We start from the raw sequence: 20,215 nt of genomic DNA, 5'->3' as shown, positions 1-20,215 counted from the left end.
CGCGGCCTCATTCCGTGATCTCCCGGATCGCCGCGGCCAGGTCGGCGCCGGTGGGCGTGTGCTCGGGGTCGATCAGGCACTGGGCCGCCAGACCGGTCAGCAGGATCTGATAAAAAGCGCCGAGCACCTGCGCTTTTCGCGGGTCGGCTCCGTCGGAGGGTGAGTCGGCGTCGGCGTCGGCCAAGAGATAGGCGAGACCGCCGCGGGCCTCGGCCATTCGGGCCGCGAGCTGGTCCTTGGTCGCCGGGTCGTGTCCGGCCTGCGCGATGGTGTCGAACGTGGCCGCCCAGAGCCCGCGATGGGTACCGATCGAGTCGATCACCGCGCTCCAGCTCGACGCGAAGCGATCCAGTGGCGTGCTGTCGGGCCGGCGCGCCTCGGTGAGCGCGCGCTCGAGTTCCACGCCCCACTCGCGGTTGGCTTCGGCGAGGGCCTCGTTCAGCAGGGCCTCTTTGGAACCGAAGTGGTAGCCGATCGCGGCCATGCTCACCCCGCCCGCGGCGGTCGCGATATCGCGCACGGTGGTGCGGGCGTAGCCCTTCTCGAGCAGACAGCGGCGAGCGCCGGCCAGTAGATCCTCGCGGTTTCCCATGCTCGTCAGAGTAGTGCAGACGCCTTAGGCATTTGTCTTGTGCGTTCGCCTAAGACAAATGTACAGTTCGGCGCATGAGCAATCCCCCGCCTCCGTGCAATCGGAACGTCCTCATCTCCGGCGCGAGCATCGCCGGGCCCGCGCTGGCCTTCTGGCTGAACCGCTACGGTTTCGCGCCGACCGTCGTCGAGCGCGCGCCCACCTTGCGCACCGGCGGGCAGGCCATCGACGTGCTCGGCGCCGGCACCGACGTGGTGCGGACGATGGGCCTGCTGGACCAGGTGCTCGAGTCGAGCACCGGTAAACGCGGCACCTCTTACGTCGACGCGTCGGGCAGGTCCCGCGCCGATATCAGCAGCGAGATGTTCAACGGGGTCGGCGCGCACGGCGACACCGAGATCCAGCGGGGTGATCTGGCGCGGGTGCTCTACGACGCGACCCGCGACGATGTCGGATATCTGTTCGGCGACAGCATCACCGGGCTCACCGAGGGCACCGCGGGTGTGCACGTCACGTTCGCGCGTGCCGAGTCACGCACCTTCGATCTGGTGATCGGCGCCGACGGCGTGCACTCGAACACCCGCTCGCTGGTCTTCGGCCCGGAACGCGAATTCCTCCGGCACATGGGCTATTACCTGGCCATCTTCACCACCCCGAATCTGCTCGAGCTGGATCACTGGGAACAGGACTACAACGTGCCCGGCAAGATCGCGGGCAGTTACAGTGCTCGCGAAAACGCCGAAGCGAAGGCGGTTTTCGCGTTCGAATCCGGTCCGCTCGACTACGACTACCGAGATGTCGCGCAGCAGAAGCGGATCCTCGCCGAGACCTTCGCCGGCGTCGGCTGGGCGGTGCCGCGCCTGCTCGCCCACCTCGACGCCGCCGCCGACTTCTATTTCGACGCGATGGCGCAGGTCAAGATGGACACCTGGTCGAAGGGGCGGGTCGCGCTGGTCGGCGACGCGGGGTACTGCGCCGCTCCGCTGTCCGGTCAGGGCGCGAACCTGTCACTGGTCGGCGCCTACGTCCTGGCCGGCGAACTCGCCGCCGCCCACGGTGACCACACCGTCGCCTTCGCCCGCTACCACCAGCAAATGCGGCCCATGGTCGAGGCCTGCCAGCGCTTCGCCGAAGGCGTCGGCAAATGGTATGCGCCACGCACCGATTCGATGATCCGACTCCGCAACCTCAACGTCCGCCTGCTCCCCTACCTCCCCTGGCGCGCCCTCATCGGCGGCGCACCCCAAAAAGTCGCCCGCACCATCCCCATCAAGAACTACCGCGCCCACGAACTCGTCACGCCGCCGAACTGACCGACATCTCCACATGCAACCCCGCAGCGGTCACCATGTTGACGAGTGCGTCCAGGCTGAACAGGTGGACTTTGCCGCGCATGAGATCCGAGACTCGGGGTTGGGTGACACCGAGGCGTTCGGCGGCGGCGGTCTGCGTCCATCCCTGGGCCGAAATTCGTTCTGTCAGTGCGATCATCAGCCGTGACCGCAGTCGCATACTTTCGGCCTCCTGTGGGGTGTCCTCGATCGCGTCCCACACGCTGTCGAACGTTTCGTCCGCCATCAGCGTTCTCCTTCTTTGATCTGCTCTACGACCTGCGCCAACCGCTTCGCTGCAACGCTCAGATCCGCCGCCTCGGTCTTCTGCGACTTCTTCTGGAAGCAATGTAGGACGTAGATGTGGTCGGCGAGCTTCGCGACATAGATGACTCGAAACGCGCCGGCGTGATCTCGCACCCGGATCTCGCGGACACCGAGGCCCACGCTGGGCATCGTCTTCCAATCCACAGGGTCGAGCCCCCGTTGCACCCGATCTAGTTGATAGCCACACTCTCTCCGGACCGGAAGTGGAAACTCACGCAGGTCGTCCAGCGCGCTGGCGACGAACTTGATCGGCTTCACGAGCTGGCACTATATAAAATTATGTATACGAGCGTACCGCAATCGACCGCATTCGGCGATCTGTGAACCGGTGGGGGTCAGGGGTGGGTGGCTGGGCTTTTGGGGTCGATGAGGATTTTGGCGTGGTGGTCGGGGGTGGCGAGGGTGGTGAAGGCGGCTTCGACGCCGTCGAGGCCTACGGTGCCGGTGATCAACGGGGTGGGGTCTACTTTGCCGTCGGCGAGCAGGTGCAGGGTGTCGCGGAATTCGCCGGGGTCGTAGCCGAGGACGAAGTGCAGGTCGAGTTCCTTGTTGATGGCCACGGCGGGATGGATGCGGTCGGCTTCCATACAGACACCGACCACGACGATGCGGGAGCGCGGCGGCGCTGCGGCGAGCACACCGTCGAGAATGCCGGGCACGCCGACACATTCGAAGATCACCGGGCCGGAGGGGCCCGCGTCGAACTTGTCCGCGAGCCGGAAGACGTACCACCAGGGCAGTTTCGGCACCCGGCGCAGCCGCTCCATGGTGTCGAAGCCGAGATCGAGGATGTCGGTGACGCCCACGATGCGACCCCGTTTCGGTGCCGCGGTCCACGGCGACTCGACGGCCGGGTCGACGACGATATCGGCACCGCAGGCCCGCGCGAGATCCCGGCGCCGGGGCGAGAAGTCGCTGGCGATCACGGTGCGCACGCCCGCCGCTTTCAGCATGCAGATCACCGCGAGACCGATCGGGCCGCAGCCGATCACGAACGCGTTCTGTCCCTTGCCGACTCGGCCTTTGCGGACCGCGTGCCAGGCCACCGCCATCGGTTCGGTGAGCGCGGCGTGCTCGGCGGACAGCCCGTTCGGCACCGGCATCGTCATCGATTCCTGGACCACCACCTGTTCGGCGTAGCCTCCGGGCGCGGCGGCCGAAAGCCCGGTCAGCTCGGACTTCTTGCCGTGCCGCACGATCGGCAACGCCACCACGGGTGTGCCTGTCTTCCAGCGCTTTCGGCAGTCCGGCCCGTATTCGACCACCTCGCCGCTGAATTCGTGCCCGAGCACCACCTGCTGTGTCGACCGCATGAAACCGTCGTAGCCGGTGGCGTCGGCAAGGTCGGCCATGTCGTCGGCGTGCGCGCGGGCGTGCAGGTCGGAACCGCAGATGCCGCAGCGGGATACGTCGATCAGCAGCTGCCCGCGTCCCGGCACCGGCATCGGCAGGTCGATGACCTCGAACTTCGTGTTGGTGACGACGGCGGCGCGCATGGGCGGACTCCTCGGGTCGACGGCGGGTCCACGCTACTGCGTCGCCCAGTCCTCGGGAAGGTTCAGCGGGCGGTGGTCAGTTCCTCTTCCGCGGCGGTGCGGCGGTCGTAGGCGTTACGTGCCGCGACGATCTCGGGCTGATGACTTTCGGTCCAGGTGACCAGCGCTTTGATGGTGGTGTGCAGGCTCGCGCCGAGCGGGGTCAGCGCGTAGTCCACTCGCGGCGGAACGGTGGGGTAGACGGTGCGTTCGACGAGTCCGTCGCGCTCGAGGTGGCGCAGTGTGCGGGTGAGCATCCGCTGGCTCACCCCGTCGATCTTCCGTTTCAGCTCGGTGAACCGCAGGCTCTGCTGATCCAGCAGCGCGATCACCAGCAGCGACCATTTGTCGGCGACGCGGTCGAGGATCTGGCGCACTTCGCAGTCGACGCGGGTGTCCCACTGGTAAACGTCGTAGTCGGCGTCGGTATCCCCGCAGTCCCCGGGTGACTTCAAAGTGCCGTCTTCCATGGTCGTCGATTCTGCCCGAAACTGGCTCTCGGTATCAAGAGGTAACCGACCCCACTGTGGGGAACTGAAATGGGGAGTCGTGATGGTGAAAGCCAGAGCCGCCGAGGTCTTTACGGAGATGAACGGCCGCGCCTGGGGCGTGCTCGCGGTGCTGTGCGGCGCGATATTTCTGGAGGGCATCGACGTCGCGATGCTGAATGTGGCGTTGCCGTCGATCCGGGCCGAGCTCGGGCTGTCCACCGGCATGCTCAGCGGGGTGGTCTCGGCGTACGTGCTCGGCTACGGCGGTTTCGTCCTGCTGGGCGGCCGGGCCGCCGACCTGCTCGGCCGCAGGCGGATGTTCCTGTTCTGGTTGACCGTGTTCCTGGTCTTCTCCGGGCTCGGCGGTTTCGCCACCACCGGCTGGATGCTGTTGACCGCGCGCTTCGTCACCGGCGTGGCCGCGGCGTTCCTCGCTCCCGCCGGACTCTCGCTGATCACCACGAATTTCGCCGAGGGGCGGGTGCGTGACCGGGCGTTGGTGGTGTACGCCGGCATCGGCGCGGGCGGTTTCACGCTGGGCATGGTGGTCGGCGGCCTGCTGACCGCACTCGGCTGGCGTTGGGTGTTCTTCGTGCCGGTCCTGGTCTCGGCGTTGCTGCTCGCCGCCGCGTACGGCCTGGTCCGGGATTCCGGTGTGCCGCAGCGGGTTCCCGGACTGGCGGGCTTCGACCTGCTCGGCGCGTTGAGCGTGACCGGCGCCATGCTGCTGCTCGTCTACGGCGTCGTCCGCTTGGAACATCTCGGTGACGGACCGGTGCTCACCGCGGCGGTCTTCGCGGCCGGGTTCGTGGCGCTGGCCCTGTTCGTCCTGAACGAACGCCGTGCGGCCGCACCGCTGGTCCGCCTCGGCGTACTGCGCTCGGTGTCGCTGGTGCGCACGAATCTGGTGGCCGTGCTGTTCATGGGTGCGTTCATGGGTTTCCAGTTCGCGGCGACACTGTACTTCCAGGAGCTGCGCGGCTGGTCCACGGTGCAGACCGGTCTGGCGATGGCCGTGCTCGGCGTGGATGCGCTGATCGCCCCACTGCTGACGCCGTGGCTGGTGCGGACATTCGGCACCGGGCGGGTGATCTTCGGCGGCGCGGTGCTGGCAGCGCTGGCCTACCTGCTGTTCCTGCCGAGCGGACTGGACCGGGCCTATGTCGCCCTGTTGCCCACGATGCTGTTGATCGCGCTGGCCTTCGCTCTGGTCTACGGTCCGCTCACCATCGCTGGCACCGATGACATCGCCGCGGAGGAGCACGGCCTGGCGGGCGGATTGCTCTACACCGCAATCCAATTCGGTGTCGCACTGGGCGTCTCCGTGGTGACCGCGGTGAATGTGGCCGCGGTGGACGCGGGCAAGGTCGGCATGGACGCGCTGCGCAGCGCTTTGATCGTGCCGGTGATCGCGGCGATCCTGGCGGGTGTGGTCGCCGCAACCGGCTTGCGGCGCAACGCAAAGCCCGCGGTCGTGCCGAACCCGGAACAGCTCGTACACGTCTGACGTGTCCGAAAGAGCAGGCCGGAGTGGACGATCCACTCCGGCCTGTGCGCGTGCGCGGGACGACGGCGGCTCAGATCAGTACGCCGGGATTGAGGATACCCGCCGGGTCGAGGGCCGATTTGGTCGCGCGCAGGGTGAGGGCGAACGGTTCCGGCCGCTGCCTGTCGTACCAGGGGCGATGATCGCGGCCCACCGCGTGGTGGTGCGTGATGGTGCCGCCGGCGGCCGAGAGCGCCTCGGAGACAGCGGCTTTGATGTCGTCCCACTGGGCGAGCGTGCTGCCCCAGCGGCCCGCGGCGTAGACGCCGAAGTAGGGTGCGGGACCATCCGGATAGACATGGGTGAATCGGCAGGTGAGCACGCCGGTGGCGCCGACGGCGCGGATCGCTTCGTTCGCCGCCGTCGTCACCGCGGCCTTCAGTTCCTCGAATGCGTCCCAGGTGCAGGCGGTTTCGAAGGTCTCGGTGATCATCGACCGGGCGGCGAGCGCGTCACGCTGGTACGGCATGCGCAGGAACGACGAGCGCCAGGCGTCCGCGGCCCCCGCTCCGTCGGTGCGCGCGTCGGAATCGGTGTAGCGCACCGGCTCCGGCAGCGTGCCGCCGTGCGCGTGGACGATCTCGACGGCCCGCTCCATCCAGGGCCGGGTCGGGTGGTCCGCGGATTCGAAGCCGAGCACCAGCACGCCGCCCGCCGTCGCCGCGCCTGCGTTGAGGAACGCCTCGGCGGGGTCGAGCAGGCGGCAGTTCGTCGGATACAGCGCGGACTGCGCGATCGCACGGGTGGCCGCGACCGCCTCGGTGTAGTCGTCGAAATGCGCGGAAGCCGTTGCGCGCCACCGCGGCCGGTTCTGCAGTCGCAGCCAGGCCTCGGTGATCACGCCGAGGATGCCCTCGGAGCCGAGGAACATCCGGTCGGGGGAGGGCCCGGCGCCGGACCCGGGCAACCGGCGTGATTGGCTGACCCCCGCGGGCGTCACCACCCGCATGGCTTCGACGAGATCGTCGATGTGGGTGTAGAGCGTGGCGAAGTGCCCACCGGCCCGGGTGGCCAGCCAGCCGCCGAGCGTGGAGAACTCGAACGACTGCGGGAAGTGCCGCAGCGTCAGATTCGCTTCGCGCAGTTGGTCTTCCAGGGCGGGACCGAGCACACCGGCCTGAATGCGGGCGGCTCGGCTGGTGTGATCGATCTCCAGCACTCGATCGAGCGCGCCGAGATCGAGGCTGATCGCACCGGCGAAATCGCCGTCCAGCCGCGGCTCCACGCCACCGACCACGGAAGTGCCGCCGCCGAACGGGATCACGGCGACGCCGCAGCGGCTCGCCCAGTCGAGCACGTCGACGATGTCGGCCTCGGTGCGCGGCCGGATGACGAGGTCGGGCGGTGTGCCGATATCGCCCATCAGGTTTCGCACCACATCACGGAAGGCTTGGCCGTGTGCGTGTGCCGCGCGATCGGCCGGATCCGCCGACGCGAGGTCCGCGAGCGCGTCCGGCACGGTGACCCGCGGCGCGGGCAGCGCGAGCGATTCGATCGAGGGTGGTTCGTGCGCGGTCAGATCGGCGTCGGGCAGGACGGCCGCGACCCGCCGGGTCAGCGCCGCTCGCTCGGCCCCCACGACCGCGTCCTCGACGTTCCCCCAGCCCCACCACGATCGCGTCTTCGCCGACACCCCGACTCCTTCCCGCCGGGCTCGGGCCCGTCGCGCGGCTATTGCACCACGGATGCGCGTCCGGCGGCAGTCGCCGTAGGGGCCGGTAATCCCTGCTCAGGGTGGTGTCGTTATCGGTAAGTGCTGGTAGGCGGGGGTGGCGGGGACGAGAATGGCGGACGGAGGAAATTCGTGCCGGTGTTCGGGAATGATCCGCGCCGGTCGTCCGTTGAGCTATTCGACAACGTTGAGTGTGTCGGGCTCAAGTTTGAGTTGACCCGAGCGATGATCGGGTGCAGGATTGAGTCGACCACGCTCAGCGTAGCGACTGCTCGCAGGTCGCTCGAAAGGGCCTGCGTTGCTGGGACCGTGCTCCGTCAGGTGCTTGGGGCGAGGTCTCGCGGCACGAACGGTCCTGATGCGGACATCCGGCCGCAGGGCGACAGCCCGCCCAAGCACCGACACCTGTAGGTACGTCAATAGGAGGAACCACAATGGCTCGTGCGGTCGGAATCGACCTCGGGACCACGAACTCGGTCGTCGCCGTTCTCGAAGGCGGAGAGCCGGTCGTCGTCGCCAACTCGGAAGGATCGCGCACCACCCCGTCGATCGTCGCGTTCGCGAAGAACGGCGAGGTACTGGTCGGCCAGCCGGCGAAGAACCAGGCCGTCACCAACGTCGACCGCACCATTCGCTCGGTCAAGCGCCACATCGGCACCGACTGGACCGTCGAGATCGATGGCAAGAAGTACACCCCGCAGGAAATCAGCGCGCGCACCCTGATGAAGCTGAAGCGCGACGCGGAGGCCTACCTCGGTGAGGAGATCACCGACGCGGTCATCACCGTGCCGGCCTACTTCGAGGACGCCCAGCGCCAGGCCACCAAGGAAGCCGGCCAGATCGCCGGCCTGAACGTGCTGCGCATCGTCAACGAACCCACCGCGGCCGCGCTCGCCTACGGCCTGGACAAGGGCGACAAGGAACAGACCATCCTGGTCTTCGACCTCGGTGGCGGCACCTTCGACGTCTCGCTGCTGGAAATCGGCGAGGGCGTCGTCGAGGTCCGCGCCACCTCCGGCGACAACCACCTCGGTGGTGACGACTGGGACGAGCGCGTCGTCTCCTGGCTGGTGGACAAGTTCAAGGCCAGCGCGGGCATCGACCTGACCAAGGACAAGATGGCCATGCAGCGCCTGCGTGAGGCTGCGGAGAAGGCCAAGATCGAGCTGAGCTCCTCGCAGAGCACCTCGATCAACCTGCCCTACATCACCGTCGACGCCGACAAGAACCCGCTGTTCCTCGACGAGCAGCTGACCCGTGCCGAATTCCAGAAGATCACCTCGGACCTGCTCGACCGCACCCGCGCGCCGTTCCAGTCCGTGATCAAGGACGCGGGCATCAACGTGGCCGATATCGACCACGTCGTGCTCGTCGGTGGCTCCACCCGCATGCCCGCCGTCTCCGACCTGGTCAAGGAACTGACCGGGGGCCGCGAGCCGAACAAGGGCGTGAACCCGGACGAGGTCGTCGCCGTCGGCGCCGCCTTGCAGGCCGGTGTGCTCAAGGGTGAGGTCAAGGACGTCCTGCTGCTCGATGTCACCCCGCTGTCGCTGGGCATCGAGACCAAGGGCGGCGTGATGACCAAGCTCATCGAGCGCAACACCACCATCCCGACCAAGCGCTCGGAGACCTTCACCACGGCCGACGACAACCAGCCCTCGGTGCAGATCCAGGTGTTCCAGGGTGAGCGCGAGATCGCCTCGCACAACAAGCTGCTCGGTTCCTTCGAGCTGACCGGCATCCCGCCGGCCCCGCGCGGCGTGCCGCAGATCGAGGTCACCTTCGACATCGACGCCAACGGCATCGTGCACGTGACCGCGAAGGACAAGGGCACCGGCAAGGAGAACACGATCAAGATCCAGGACGGCTCCGGTCTGTCCAAGGAGGAGATCGACCGGATGGTCAAGGACGCCGAGGCGCACGCCGCCGAGGACAAGGCCCGCCGCGAGGAGGCCGAGACCCGCAACCAGGCCGAGTCGCTGGTGCACCAGACCGAGAAGTTCATCAAGGACAACGAGGACAAGGTCCCGGCCGAGATCAAGACCAAGGTCGAGGCGGCCATCGCCGAGGCGAACGAGGCGCTCAAGGGCACCGACATCGCCGCGGTCAAGGCGGCCGTGGAGAAGCTGGCGACCGAGTCGCAGGCGCTGGGCCAGGCGATCTACGAGGCGTCGGCCAACGAGTCCGCCGCGTCGAGCAACGGCGCCTCCGCGACCCAGGACGATGATCAGGTCGTGGACGCCGAGGTCGTGGACGAGCCGGTCGACACGGAGAAGAAGTGACCAACGGCAAGCATTCGGAGCAGCGCGACACCGAGCAAGAGCCGGTCACCTTCGTGGACAACCGCAAGATTGATCCGGAGACCGGTGAGGTTCGTGAGCCCGCGGCGGAGGCCGCCGCGGGCCCCGGGCCCGAGGCCGGGAACGGGACGGCGGCCGAGGCCGCGGCCGACGCCGCCGGCGGTGAACTCGCCGAACGAACGGCCGATCTGCAGCGGCTGACCGCGGAGTACGCCAACTACCGGCGCCGCGTCGAACGCGATCGCAAGACCGCGATCGATGCCGCCAAGGCCGCCGTGGTCACCGAATTGCTCGGCGTGCTCGACGATCTCGATCGAGCCCGGGCACACGGCGACCTCGATGCCGGACCGCTCAAGTCGGTGGCCGACAAACTGGCCACCGCCCTGCACAAGCAGGGCCTCGAGGAATTCGGTTCGGCGGGTGAGCCGTTCGATCCGACCCTGCACGAGGCCGTGCAGCACGAGGGCTCCGGGCACGAACCGGTGATCGGGCTGGTCATGCGCAAGGGCTATCGATTCGGCGACCGGGTGCTTCGGCACGCGCTCGTCGGGGTAACCGATGCGGTGGCCGAGCAGGACGGGTCCGCGCAGACAGAGGCATCGGATGCTGATGCCGGTGCGAACAAACAATAACGGCGCGGCGCGCCGCAACCCCAGGACTGTGAGAGGAGGAGATATCCGGTGAGTCAACGGGAGTGGATCGAAAAGGACTTCTACAAGGAGCTGGGTGTCTCCTCCAGCGCCTCACAGGACGAGATCAAGAAGGCGTACCGCAAGCTCGCTCGCGACTTGCACCCGGATGCCAACCCCGGCGACAGCAAGGCCGAGGAACGGTTCAAGACCGTCAGCGAAGCGCATGCGGTGCTGTCGGATCCGGCGAAGCGCAAAGAGTACGACGACACCCGGAAGCTGTTCGCGGGTGGCGGATATCCGCGCGGCGGCGGGTTCACCCCCGGTGCGGGCGGCGGCTTCTCGCAGGACTTCAACATCGGTGACATCTTCGGCAACGCGAACGCGGGCGACGGTGGCCTCGGTGACCTGCTGGGCGGCCTGTTCAACCGGGGCGGCACGCGGACGGCGAGCCGCCCGCGCCGCGGGGCCGATGTGGAGACCGAGACGACCCTCGGTTTCCGGGAGGCCGCGCAGGGTGTCACCGTTCCATTGCGGATGACCAGTCCGTCGCCGTGTACCACCTGTCACGGCAGCGGCGCCAAGCCGGGCACCAGCCCTCGGGTCTGCCCGCACTGCAACGGAACCGGCATCATCAGCCGCAACCAGGGCGCCTTCGGTTTCAGCGAGCCGTGCGATGACTGCCGGGGCACCGGTTCGATCATCGACGACCCGTGCGTCGACTGCCACGGCAGCGGCATCCAGAACCGGACCCGGACCATCACGGTGCGGATCCCGCCGGGTGTCAGTGACGGACAGCGGATTCGGCTCGCCGGTCAGGGCGAGGCCGGGTTGCGTGGTGCGCCGTCGGGCGACCTGTTCGTCAGCGTGCACGTCAGTCAGGACAAGGTCTTCGGCCGCAACGGCGACGACCTGACGCTGGTGTTACCGGTCAGTTACAGCGAATTGGTGCTCGGCACAACGGTTTCCGTGCCGACACTGGAGGGGCGCGTCGGCGTCAAGGTGCCGCCCGGCACCGCGGACGGCCGCATCCTGCGGGTGCGTGGCCGTGGCGTGCCCAAGCGCGGCGGCGGCGCCGGTGATCTGCTGGTCACCGTCAAGGTCGCGGTGCCGCAGAAGTTGGATGACAACGCGGCCGAGGCGTTGCGGCGCTACGCGGACGCGGAAAAGGCCAGCGGATTCGATCCACGGGCAGGATGGGCAGGTGCTTGATGTCCAATGATCCGAAGCGGGCGTCCGGTGGGGCGTCACGAGCCGAGTTCTTCATGATCTCGGTGGCGGCTCAACTGGCGGGCATGCACGCGCAGACGCTGCGCACCTATGACCGGCTGGGACTGGTTACGCCACAACGTACTTCGGGCGGCGGGCGACGTTACTCGACCAGGGACGTCGAACTGCTGCGCGAGGTGCAGCGGTTGTCCCAGGACGAGGGCGTCAACCTGGCGGGCATCAAGCGCATCATCGAGCTCACCAATCAGGTCGAGGAACTGCAACAGCGCGTCGCCGAGATGGCGGCCGAGCTGGATCGGCTGCGGGCGGGCTACCGGCCCGATCTCTCGCCGCCGCAACGCAGTACCGCGCTGGTGGTGTGGCAGCCCCGTAATCGTCGCGGAAGCTAGATCTCGCGCAACAACGCTGAATACGGCTGGCTAACCATCGGGCCCCTTGTCCCGGCACACAATTCGTGTTCCGAGGACAGGGGCCCGATGGCGTTGCGGGAGCATCGTCGGCAAGGTTAGCCAAAGGTACGCCGAGAGCCGGTGCGCGACTGTGTTTCGCGCATTCGGTCCGTGCGGTCCTGCTCTCCGCCGGATTTCACCGCCGACCCCCGCGGACCGGTCGTGCCCGAGGTCTGCCCGGGTGACCAACGGATGGTCCAGAAGTTGCCGCACGGTCGCTCCAGACTCGAGTTTTTCAAAGTGAGCCTTGCAAATTCAGTGTGTCTGTGACCGATTTCACCTGTTTTTACGGTCTTTCAGTCTGTTTGATCGGCGTTTCACGCTGCGGATCCTCGTTTCAGGGGAATTACACGCTTGATGTTTAAACGGAGGATTCCGTAGCTGGCAAACCTCGCATACACTCCTTGGCAACGGCTGCTGACGAGTGTCCCGCAGCACCTCACTCGCCGGCACAGCTTTGTGTTCGAGTGCGAAATGGGGTTGTGACACAAATGGATTCGCGGACTGTCGCTTTGATCAGAACGACGTTCAAGGCGGTTGCTGCGGAGGAAGGGGGGCAGGAGAAATTAGCGAGATCGTTCTATTCGATCCTCTTCACCGACTACCCCCAAGCCCGCGATTTCTTCCCGGCAGCCATGGATGCACAGCGTGACCGCCTTGTCAAGGCCATCGCCTACGCGCTGGACCGGCTCGAGGAGCCGAACAAGCTGTTGCCCTTCCTCGCTCAGCTCGGGCGCGACCATCGCAAATACGGTGTGCAGCGCGAGCATTACGCCGCGGTCGCCCAGTCGCTGAAGACCGCGATGCGGCTCTACGCGGGCACCGAGATGTGGACCGATGAGGTGGACCGGGCCTGGGACGAAGGCCTGACGGTCATCGGCGACACCATGATCGGCGCCGCGGAGAAGGAGACCACACCGCCGGTCTGGACCGGCACCGTCGTGGAAAGCCGTGCGGTACTGCGCAATCTGACCATCGTGCGGTTGCAGCTCGATCAGCCGATGCAGTACGCGGCCGGGCAGTACATGAGCGTGCAGGTGCCGTCCCGGCCCCGGATGTGGCGCTACCTATCGCCCGCCGTACCGGCAAATGCCAACGGCGAGATCGAATTCCACATTCGCAGCGTGCTCGGCGGCTGGGTCAGCTCGGCCATCGTGGGCCACACCGCGATCGGCGACAGGTGGTTGCTCGGCGCGCCGCTCGGCGGCCTCGGCATTCCGCGCAACGCGAAACGCAAGATGCTGATGGTCGGCTGCGGCACCGGTATCGCGCCGTTGCGCGCCCAATTGATGGCGATGGCGCAGCGCCGGACCAACCCGAAGGTGCACCTGTTCGTCGGCGGCCACCATCCGTGCGACCTCTACGATCTCGACACGCTCAACAGTCTTGCCGTCGCGAACCGCTGGCTGACCGTGACCCCGGTGACCGAACATGAGGAAAACCCATGGTGGTACCAGGATTCCGGCGCACTGACGCCGAACTGGACCGGGTTGGAGCCGCAGTTGACCGGCCAGATCGGCAAGGTGGTCGCCGGCTACGGCGCCTGGGCCGACCGGGACGTGCAGATCGTCGGCTCACCTTCGATGGTGCAGACCACCAAGTTCCGCCTGATGGCCGCGGGGACGCTCACCAAGAACATCCGCCACGACCCGCTGTTCTGACCGGCCGTCCGGGATTTCGACCCCTCCCGTAATCCCGGACCGACCCGGAATCCGGCCGTGCCCAGTACCGCGGCCGGATTCCGGTCTTCCGGAGTTACAGCCCCTCGAATTGGATCCGCTCCGGCGGAGTTCCGGTTTCCAGCAGGCGGTCGACGGTCGCGCTGACCATTCGCGGCGACCCGCAGACCAGTACCTGGTGATTCTCGAAGGCGCCGTGCGAGCCGACCACTTCGGCGAGGGTGCCGAACAGCATGTCGTCCGGCGGGAAGCCGATGTCGACGCGGCTGTGCTCGTACCACTCGTCCACCCAGCTCGGGTCGTCCGGGCTCTCCACCACGGGAATGACCGTGAGCCAAGGCAATTCATCGGCGAGCAGGTACAGCATGTCGGAGGCGTAGAGCTCGCGCGGGGAGTGTCCGCCGAAGAACAGATAGGTGCGCGGCGGTTCCGGCGCACGCGCCAGGTCCAGGATCTGCGCCCGCATCGGCGCGAGTCCGGTGCCGCCCGCGATCATCACCACCTCGTCACCCTCGGGGTCGACCCTGAAACCGCCGAGGGGCGCCCGGATCTTCCACTCGTCGCCCGCTTTGGTGTCGGCCACGATGGAGCCGCTGCACCAGCCGCCCGGCACGGTGCGCACATGGAACTCCAGCTTGCCGTCCAGCGAGGGCGGCAGCGCCGGGGACAACCGGCGCCGCATGCTCGGTTGCTGCGGCACCGTCACCTCGACGGACTGCCCCGCGACGAACGGGACGAACTCGCCGATCAAGCGAATCACCGCCAGGTCGTGGCGGATTCGATGATGCCCGACCACGGTCGCGGTCCACTCGGGCGGCTGCGGTGCGCCGTTGCCACGCGCACCAGGGTCCCCCACCATTGGGGCCTCCTTCATCACACAGGATCGGAGCTGATGATGTGCTCCGGAGTACCGACCGCGATCAACGCCCGGCGGGTATCCGCGATCATCTTCGCCGATCCGGCGATCTGGATCTGCCGGTCCGCCCACGCGCCGAAGCTCGCGACCACCGCGCCCAGGTTACCGATCAACCGCCGATGCATGCCGTACGGCTCTTCCTGCGGCGGATGCGGATACCACCACGGGTTGGTCTTCTGTTCGCAGACCGGAACGATGGTGAGCCACGGATTGCTCTGCGAGAGCTGCCACATGTTCTCCACGTCGTAGAGATCGCAGGGGTAGCGGCCGCCGATGAAGAAGTGCACCCGCGGGTTGATGCCGCGCTGGCCCATCTCGATCAGCTGGGCGCGCAGCGGCGCGATGCCGGTGCCCGCGCCGATCATCAGCACATCGCGGCCGCTTTCCCGATCCACGTGCAGGCCGCCGAGCGGACCGGCGATCTGCCAGCGGTCGCCGACCCTGGTCTCGTTGACGATGGCGGGGCTCACCCAGCCGCCGCGGATCTTGCGAATGTGGAATTCGATCTCGCCGTACGGGTTCGCGGGAATCGCGGGCGAGAAGTAGCGCCACATCTTGGGTCGCTGCGGCACCGTGAGTGGCACGTACTGACCGGCCTGGTACGGGATCGGGCTCTCGGACTGCAACCGCACGATGGCCAGATCCTCGAGCACCCGCCGGTGCCCGACCACGGTCGCCTCCCAGAACGGCTGCGATTTATCGGAATTCGCGCCGATCGCCATGGAGGCCGAGATCAGGATCGTGATGTCGCGCCAGCCCTCCTCCAGGCCGCGGTGCCAGGCGGCGCCGTTGTAGGCACGGAAGGCGGACAGCAATGCGCGACCCGCCGCGTCGTAGTGCGCCGCGTCGACGCCGTACTTGCGGTGATCCCGGGCCAGCTGCTCGAGGAACTTCTGCGCCCGTCCCCAATCCTCCAGATGGTCGAGCACATACTGGATGGCCGTGACGATCCGCTTCGCCTGCATGTCCATCGCAGGCGGGAAGAGCTCACGCAGTTGCGGGTTCTCGGCGAACAAATGACCGTAGAACGCACTGACCAACCGCTCGGGCCCGTTCGGCGCCTCGATCACCGAACGGAAGTTGGCGCGGACCAGCGCAGCCGAACGCGCATCCACGACGCGGTGTTTCCTTTCCCTCAGTTTCTGCCCGGGGACCTACCCGTAACCGGCTGTCCTCCGCGGACCAGTATCCCTGAATTCCCCGTGGTCGGGGCGGGTATGTCCCTGAAGCCCAGACCAAACGGTAACCGTCGGGCTAACGCCATCTGTTACGGCCTTGATGCGGAAATCACATCATGGCAGTCGCGGCTTGTCGGGAGCGCGCTGCCGCTGTCGAGGGTACTCAGATCGCGAGGACGGTTTTGCCCCGGGCACCGGCGGCGCCGAGCACGCTCACCCCGTCGGCGAGGGGAATGGTCGCGTCGATCGGCACCACCACGTCACCCTCGGCGACCCGGTCCAGCAAACGGGCCAATTCCGCTGCGCCGCCGCTGGATTCGAGGTTGCCGCCGCGCAGTCCCCTGGCCCGCAGCGCGTTCTCGTCGGTGGACCAGATGGTGGAGTACACCGCGCCGCCGGGGCGCACGAGGCCGAGGAGGTCGGCCAGCGCCGCGGGCGGGCTCACCAGGTCGTAGAGCACGTCGATGCCGTCGGGGTGCGCGGCGGCGACCTGCGCGCCGATCGAGCCCGCGGCGTAGTCGACGGTCTCGGCCGCGCCCAGCCGGGTCATCTGGTCCGCGACCGCGGCGCGGGCGGTGGCGACGACCTGTGCCCCCGCCATGTTCGCCAGCTGGACCAGGAAGGAGCCCACCCCGCCGGTGGCGCCGACGATCAGCACCGTCTGGCCGGGCTCGATCCCGGTCGCGTCCACCAGGTCCTGTGCGGTGACGCCCGCGGTCGGCACCGCGGCGGCCGTCGCGGTCGGCACGCCGTCGGGGATGGGCACCAGGATGCCGCTCTCCGGAATCACCGCGAACTCGGCGAAGCTGCCGTGCCCCGCCGGTGGGGTCAGGAACTTGCCGACCACCCGGTCACCGACGGCGAAGCGGCTGACGCCGGGCCCGACGCCGGCGACAGTGCCCGCGCCGTCGATGCCGAGGATCATCGGAAAATCGTGGGGCATCTTGCCGTCCAGGATGCCGTCGGCCATCTTCGCGTCGAACGGGTTGACCCCCGCCGCCTCGATCTGCACCCGGACGGTCCCCGGTCCCGGCTCGGGAACCGGCATGTCGACCAACTCGGGTGTCGCTCCGAACTTCTGTACCACGATCGCGCGCATGCATTCGCTCCCTCGGTCGGGTGAAGAGTGATGCATCAACTAACGGCCGGCCTCATCGTATGCATCCATACCCCGTAGACACTGTGATTCATCGCATTGACGGGTGTCGCGGCGGGTGCGGCGGCCGAACCGGGCGGCGGGATTCGTCCTGTTCGACCGTGGCGCGGCGTAGCGTTGCACCGCACGGGAAAACAACTGAACTTGAGCGGAACAGACTCAACCTTTCCGACGTTGGACGTTAGGAACGGCACGGAGCCGTGCGAAGGGTTTCGTGCGGATCAGGCTCCGGAGCCGCCACATCGACTAGCAGGAAGGTGACTTGTGGACTCGTTCAATCCCACCACCAAAACCCAGGCGGCCCTGACCGCCGCGCTGCAGGCGGCCTCCGCTGCGGGCAATCCGGAGATTCGTCCGGCCCATTTGCTGGTGGCGTTGCTGGATCAGACCGACGGCATCGCCGCCCCGCTGCTGAAGGCCGTCGGCGTCGACCCGGCGTCGGTCCGGCGCGAGGCCCAGGACATCGTGGAGCGGCTGCCCAAGGCGACCGGCACCACCACCACACCGCAACTCGGCCGCGAGGCGCTGGCCGCGATCACCGCCGCCCAGCACCTGGCCACCGAGCTTGGCGACGAGTACGTCTCCACCGAGCACGTCATGGTCGGCCTGGCCAAGGGCGATTCCGACGTGACGATGCTGCTCGCGAAATACGGCGCGAACGCCGACGCGCTGCGCGAGGCGTTCACCACCGTGCGCGGCAGCGCGCGCGTGACCAGCCCGGAACCCGAGGGCAGCTACCAGGCCCTGGAGAAGTACTCCACCGACCTCACCGCGGCCGCGCAGGAGGGCAAGCTCGATCCGGTGATCGGGCGAGACACCGAAATCCGCCGCGTGGTACAGGTTCTGAGCCGTCGCACCAAGAACAACCCGGTGCTCATCGGCGAGCCGGGCGTCGGCAAGACCGCCATCGTCGAGGGGCTCGCGCAGCGCATCGTCGCCGGTGACGTGCCGGAGTCGTTGCGCGGCAAGTCCGTCGTCTCGCTGGATCTCGGCGCGATGGTGGCCGGCGCGAAATATCGCGGCGAGTTCGAGGAACGGCTCAAGGCCGTGCTCGAGGACATCAAGAACAGTGCGGGACAGATCATCACGTTCATCGACGAGCTGCACACCATCGTCGGCGCCGGTGCGACGGGCGAGTCGGCGATGGACGCGGGCAACATGATCAAGCCGATGCTGGCCCGCGGTGAACTGCGCCTGGTCGGCGCGACCACGCTGGACGAGTACCGCAAGCACATCGAGAAGGACGCGGCCCTGGAACGCCGCTTCCAGCAGGTGCTGGTCGGGGAGCCGTCGGTGGAGGACACCATCGGCATCCTGCGCGGGCTCAAGGAGCGTTACGAGAACCATCACGGCGTGCGGATCACCGACTCCGCGCTGGTCGCCGCGGCCAGCCTCAGCGACCGCTACATCACCTCGCGCTTCCTGCCGGACAAGGCGATCGACCTGGTCGACGAGTCCGCGTCCCGGCTGAAGATGGAAATCGATTCCCGCCCAGTGGAAATCGATCAAATCGAGCGTGCGGTCCGCCGGCTCGAGATCGAGGAACTCGCGCTGACCAAGGAGACCGACGAGGCCTCCAAGCAGCGCCTGGAGAAGCTGCGTTCCGAATTGGCCGACGCCCGTGAGGAACTCAACCAGCTGACCACCCGCTGGCAGAACGAGAAGAAGGCGATCGATCAGGTCCAGGTGCTGAAGAAGGAACTGGAGGTGCTGCGCGGCGAGGAGGAGCGCGCCGACCGCGAGGGCGACCTGGAGAAGGTGTCCAAGCTGCGCTACAAGGACATTCCGGAGCTGGAATCGCAACTGGCCGAAGCCGAACGCACGTCGAAGAGCGCGGGCGACGGCGACGTGATGCTGAAAGAGGAAGTGGGCCCGGACGATATCGCCGAGGTGGTCGCGGCCTGGACCGGTATCCCGGTCGGCCGGCTGCTCGAAGGCGAGACGCAGAAGCTGCTGCGGATGGAGCAGGAGCTGGGCAAGCGCGTGGTCGGCCAGACCGAGGCGGTCCAGGCGGTGTCGGACGCGGTGCGCCGGGCGCGCGCCGGGGTCGCGGACCCGAACCGGCCGACCGGCTCGTTCATGTTCGTCGGACCTACCGGCGTCGGCAAGACGGAGCTGGCGAAAGCGTTGGCGGACTTCCTGTTCGACGACGAACGCGCCATGGTCCGGATCGACATGAGCGAGTACAGCGAGAAGCACGCGGTGGCTCGGCTGGTCGGCGCTCCGCCCGGATACGTCGGTTACGACCAGGGCGGTCAGCTGACCGAGGCGGTGCGGCGCAGGCCGTACACGGTGGTGCTGTTCGACGAGATCGAGAAGGCGCACCCGGATGTGTTCGACATCCTGCTCGCCGTGCTCGACGAGGGACGGCTCACCGACGGCCAGGGCCGCACGGTGGACTTCCGCAACACCATCCTGATCCTGACCTCGAATCTCGGTGCGGGCGGCGAACGCGAGTTCGTGATGAACGCGGTGCGCTCGGCGTTCAAGCCGGAGTTCCTCAACCGCCTCGACGACGTGGTGATGTTCCACGCGCTCGACGAGGAGCAGTTGGAGCACATCGTCGACATCCAGCTCGATCAGCTGCAGAAGCGGCTCGCGCAGCGCAGGCTGAAGCTGGACGTGAGCGATTCGGCCCGGTTCTGGCTGGCCGTGCGCGGTTACGACCCGGTCTACGGTGCGCGACCGCTGCGCAGGCTGGTGCAGCAGGCGATCGGCGACACGCTCGCCAAGGAGCTGCTCTCGGGTGAGGTCACCGACGGGGACACCGTGAAGGTGACGGTTTCGCCGGACGGTGACGGGCTGATCGTCGGCAAGTAGGGCACGGTGAAGACGGCGCCCTCGGTCCGGTCGGACCGAGGGCGCCGTGCCGCTGTTATCCGGGCGCACTCCGAATTCCTGTCGCGCATGACCCCGGAGCAGGCCCGGTAACGCCTAACCTGGAGTCCATGACCAACCCGAACGATCCGTGGGGACAGCGGCCGGAGGATGCGCCGACCGAGCACCTGGCGGGCAAGTCCGGGTTCGAGCAGCCGCTGCACACCACGGAGTATTCCGAGGCGTACGGGTCCGGCGCGCCCTCGGCGTATCCGGCGACCGAGCAGTTCGAGCCGTGGTCACCGCCCCCACCGAACGCGACTCGCGAATTCCCGCCCGCCGACAACCAGTGGGGTGGCTACGAGAG

General features: G+C 67.6%; 17 protein-coding genes and 1 pseudogene. 9 read left to right on the top strand and 9 right to left on the bottom strand.

What is annotated here, in order from left to right:
* Positions 1-7: 7 nt before the first annotated feature.
* On the bottom strand, positions 8-592 hold the full coding sequence (locus NBRGI_RS15640; RefSeq protein ID WP_029896933.1) for a TetR/AcrR family transcriptional regulator: 585 nt from the start codon (positions 590-592) through the stop codon (positions 8-10).
* A gap of 74 nt (positions 593-666) precedes the next feature.
* Between NBRGI_RS15640 and NBRGI_RS15635 the strand changes: the two genes are divergently transcribed.
* Positions 667-1,905, top strand: a complete 1,239-nt coding sequence (locus NBRGI_RS15635) for an FAD-dependent monooxygenase (protein WP_029896930.1) — start codon at positions 667-669, stop codon at positions 1,903-1,905.
* On the opposite strand, the gene NBRGI_RS15630 is transcribed toward NBRGI_RS15635, so the two are convergent.
* From NBRGI_RS15630 to NBRGI_RS15615, 4 genes are all read right to left on the bottom strand, one after another.
* Positions 1,889-2,170 carry a helix-turn-helix domain-containing protein gene (locus NBRGI_RS15630; protein ID WP_029896928.1) on the bottom strand — a complete coding sequence of 94 codons (282 nt, stop codon included), beginning with the start codon at positions 2,168-2,170 and terminating at the stop codon, positions 1,889-1,891. The two genes, NBRGI_RS15635 and NBRGI_RS15630, sit on opposite strands and share 17 nt — an antisense overlap.
* Positions 2,170-2,508 (bottom strand): type II toxin-antitoxin system RelE/ParE family toxin, encoded by a 339-nt coding sequence (locus NBRGI_RS15625; RefSeq protein ID WP_029896927.1) that lies wholly within the window; start codon positions 2,506-2,508, stop codon positions 2,170-2,172. The genes NBRGI_RS15630 and NBRGI_RS15625 overlap by 1 nt, the downstream gene beginning before the upstream one ends.
* A 77-nt stretch (positions 2,509-2,585) precedes the next feature.
* Positions 2,586-3,746 carry a zinc-binding dehydrogenase gene (locus tag NBRGI_RS15620; RefSeq protein WP_029896925.1) on the bottom strand — a complete coding sequence of 387 codons (1,161 nt, stop codon included), beginning with the start codon at positions 3,744-3,746 and terminating at the stop codon, positions 2,586-2,588.
* Between the two features lie 62 nt (positions 3,747-3,808).
* Complete coding sequence (locus tag NBRGI_RS15615; protein WP_036559304.1) at positions 3,809-4,255, bottom strand: winged helix-turn-helix transcriptional regulator; 447 nt, start codon at positions 4,253-4,255, stop codon at positions 3,809-3,811.
* 82 nt (positions 4,256-4,337) lie between these two features.
* Between NBRGI_RS15615 and NBRGI_RS15610 the strand changes: the two genes are divergently transcribed.
* Positions 4,338-5,783, top strand: a complete 1,446-nt coding sequence (locus NBRGI_RS15610) for an MFS transporter (protein ID WP_235210969.1) — start codon at positions 4,338-4,340, stop codon at positions 5,781-5,783.
* A gap of 70 nt (positions 5,784-5,853) precedes the next feature.
* Here NBRGI_RS15610 and NBRGI_RS15605 read toward each other — a convergent pair whose 3' ends face one another.
* The gene (locus tag NBRGI_RS15605) at positions 5,854-7,455 is read right to left on the bottom strand and encodes an FAD-binding oxidoreductase (RefSeq protein ID WP_029896919.1); all 1,602 of its coding nucleotides are present in this window, start codon (positions 7,453-7,455) and stop codon (positions 5,854-5,856) included.
* Between the two features lie 473 nt (positions 7,456-7,928).
* On the opposite strand from NBRGI_RS15605, the gene dnaK reads away from it, so the two are divergent.
* From dnaK to NBRGI_RS15575, 5 genes are all read left to right on the top strand, one after another.
* The gene (gene dnaK / locus NBRGI_RS15595; protein WP_029896915.1) at positions 7,929-9,776 is read left to right on the top strand and encodes a molecular chaperone DnaK; all 1,848 of its coding nucleotides are present in this window, start codon (positions 7,929-7,931) and stop codon (positions 9,774-9,776) included.
* The gene (gene grpE / locus NBRGI_RS15590; protein ID WP_029896913.1) at positions 9,773-10,426 is read left to right on the top strand and encodes a nucleotide exchange factor GrpE; all 654 of its coding nucleotides are present in this window, start codon (positions 9,773-9,775) and stop codon (positions 10,424-10,426) included. Before dnaK ends, grpE begins: the two co-directional genes overlap by 4 nt.
* A gap of 48 nt (positions 10,427-10,474) precedes the next feature.
* The gene (dnaJ, locus tag NBRGI_RS15585) at positions 10,475-11,635 is read left to right on the top strand and encodes a molecular chaperone DnaJ (RefSeq protein WP_029896911.1); all 1,161 of its coding nucleotides are present in this window, start codon (positions 10,475-10,477) and stop codon (positions 11,633-11,635) included.
* Positions 11,635-12,042, top strand: a complete 408-nt coding sequence (locus NBRGI_RS15580) for a heat shock protein transcriptional repressor HspR (RefSeq protein ID WP_029896909.1) — start codon at positions 11,635-11,637, stop codon at positions 12,040-12,042. The genes dnaJ and NBRGI_RS15580 overlap by 1 nt, the downstream gene beginning before the upstream one ends.
* Before the next feature lie 551 nt (positions 12,043-12,593).
* Positions 12,594-13,763: an FAD-binding oxidoreductase gene (locus NBRGI_RS15575; protein WP_029896907.1), complete on the top strand. Its 1,170-nt coding sequence runs from the start codon at positions 12,594-12,596 to the stop codon at positions 13,761-13,763.
* A 94-nt stretch (positions 13,764-13,857) separates the two neighbouring features.
* Here the strand turns inward: NBRGI_RS15575 and NBRGI_RS15570 are convergent, their stop codons facing one another.
* From NBRGI_RS15570 to NBRGI_RS15560, 3 genes are all read right to left on the bottom strand, one after another.
* Positions 13,858-14,640 carry an FAD-binding oxidoreductase gene (locus NBRGI_RS15570; protein WP_051727800.1) on the bottom strand — a complete coding sequence of 261 codons (783 nt, stop codon included), beginning with the start codon at positions 14,638-14,640 and terminating at the stop codon, positions 13,858-13,860.
* Positions 14,641-14,654: 14 nt separating this feature from the next.
* Complete coding sequence (locus NBRGI_RS15565; protein ID WP_029896903.1) at positions 14,655-15,812, bottom strand: FAD-binding oxidoreductase; 1,158 nt, start codon at positions 15,810-15,812, stop codon at positions 14,655-14,657.
* Between the two features lie 226 nt (positions 15,813-16,038).
* Positions 16,039-16,974 (bottom strand): NADP-dependent oxidoreductase, encoded by a 936-nt coding sequence (locus NBRGI_RS15560; RefSeq protein ID WP_029896900.1) that lies wholly within the window; start codon positions 16,972-16,974, stop codon positions 16,039-16,041.
* 321 nt (positions 16,975-17,295) lie between these two features.
* Between NBRGI_RS15560 and clpB the strand changes: the two genes are divergently transcribed.
* The gene (gene clpB / locus NBRGI_RS15555) at positions 17,296-19,851 is read left to right on the top strand and encodes an ATP-dependent chaperone ClpB (protein ID WP_029896898.1); all 2,556 of its coding nucleotides are present in this window, start codon (positions 17,296-17,298) and stop codon (positions 19,849-19,851) included.
* Positions 19,852-19,979: 128 nt separating this feature from the next.
* A pseudogene (locus tag NBRGI_RS15550) lies at positions 19,980-20,215 on the top strand (DUF5666 domain-containing protein); the annotation flags it as partial.

Origin of the sequence: Nocardia brasiliensis IFM 10847 (assembly GCF_000710915.1) — a bacterium.
Classification (GTDB): Bacteria; Actinomycetota; Actinomycetes; order Mycobacteriales; family Mycobacteriaceae; genus Nocardia; species Nocardia brasiliensis_A.
Note: the sequence above shows the minus strand (reverse complement) of the source record. Positions and strands in the feature narration are given on the sequence as shown.